The following is a 1,495-nucleotide window of genomic DNA, read 5'->3' on the forward strand; positions in this document are numbered from 1 at the left end:
TTGTACGTCTTCAAACTAAATTAGACACATTAGGATGGAACCTTAAGGAGACTTTCGAGTTATAAATTTATTAATTTTTGTTGATTATACAATTGTCTTCTTTTATTCAGAGAATCGATTTTTACCTGTTGTCTTTTTTCCAAAATTCTTTCAGATCGTCCACAGTAGACATCTGCAGGTGTTAAGTTTTGCAGCGATTCGTGATAACGTCTATTGTTATAGTTGTCCACAAAGTTTCCCAGGGCTTCGATAAGTTCTTCTGGATGGTAAAAGTGGTTTAATTTCACTACGTTTTTCATCGTTCTGTGATACCGTTCAATTTTCCCCTGTGTCTGCGGATGCATCGGTCTGCCGTGAACCTGCTTCATCTTCATATCCTCTTTGAGATATGTTTTTAGCTCGTTTGAAACATAACAAGGGCCGTTATCTGACAGCAACTTTGGTTTGGCTTTCGATTTTAGTCTTGCTTTCTCAATGGCTGTATTTACCGTTCTTTTCACATCTTCTGCATTCATTGAATCGCACAGCTCCCAATGGATAATGTAGCGGCTGTAATCGTCCAGAACCGTGCTCAGATAGTACCATCCCCAACCGACAATCTTAAAATAGGTAAAGTCGGTCTGCCACATCTGGTGCACAAAGCTGGTTTTATCCTTGAACTCATTTGCTGCTGAGATAAGGATATGGTTCGGTGCGGGGATCAGATCCCGCTGTTTCAATATCCGATAGACACTGGATTCTGATATGAACACACCTTGTTCATCGGTGATTTTGTGGGCCAGTTCCCGGGAGGATAATTCCGTGTGGTCCAAAGCAACTGCAACCACCAGATCTTTTTGTTCTTCCGGAATGCTGTTCCATTGTCTTCTAGATACTCGATGGCCTTGTTTCAGTCCGTCATAACCGTTCTGAAGATACTTCTGATACCATTTGTAGAATGTACTTCTATGGATGCCGAAGCTTTCCAGTGTCCGCTTCACACCGATGTCACTAGTGGTGGCGCTTTGTATGATCTCGTATTTTTCTGCCGCTGATAATCTCATATATTTTCGGTATTTATGGATTAATCCAGCATGTCCAAACTTTTTTTTACGATATCGTAACGCAGTACCAAGTCGGCTACCATCTCTTTCAAACGAGCATTCTCTTTCTTCAGTTCGGAGACCTCATCACTAGTTGCTTCTCTGGTCACATCCCCGTTCAGACGCTTCTTGCCAGCTTCCATAAACTCTTTGTTCCAGGCGTAGAACTGGGACTGGGCGATGCTGTGCTTTCTGCACAATTCTGCCACAGAGGTCTCGGCTCTAAGACCCTCCATAACGATCAAAATCTTCTGTTCGGCGGTAAAGATCCTGCGCGTATTCTTACGAATGTCTTTTACAAATGATTCCGTGCTCTTCTTCTTTGATGTTCCCATAATTAAATCTAACGTTTTTGATGAAAACACTCCTTAAGTTTTTAAATTATCGTGTCCACTTTTTGCTGACGATTTACA

Annotated in this window: 1 protein-coding gene; it reads right to left on the reverse strand. The window is 41.7% G+C overall.

Annotated elements, in window-relative coordinates; genetic code table 11:
- Positions 1-59 precede the first annotated feature (59 nt).
- Positions 60-1,417, reverse strand: a protein-coding gene (locus H8B17_RS20485) for an IS3 family transposase (RefSeq protein ID WP_376779807.1) whose coding sequence is annotated in 2 segments (ribosomal slippage) — positions 60-1,102 and positions 1,102-1,417 — 1,359 coding nt in all. Because the reading frame shifts where the segments join, the coding sequence is not laid out codon by codon here.
- Positions 1,418-1,495 lie beyond the last annotated feature (78 nt).

It is taken from the genome of Sphingobacterium arenae (genome assembly GCF_014692505.1).
Classification (GTDB): Bacteria; Bacteroidota; Bacteroidia; order Sphingobacteriales; family Sphingobacteriaceae; genus Sphingobacterium; species Sphingobacterium arenae.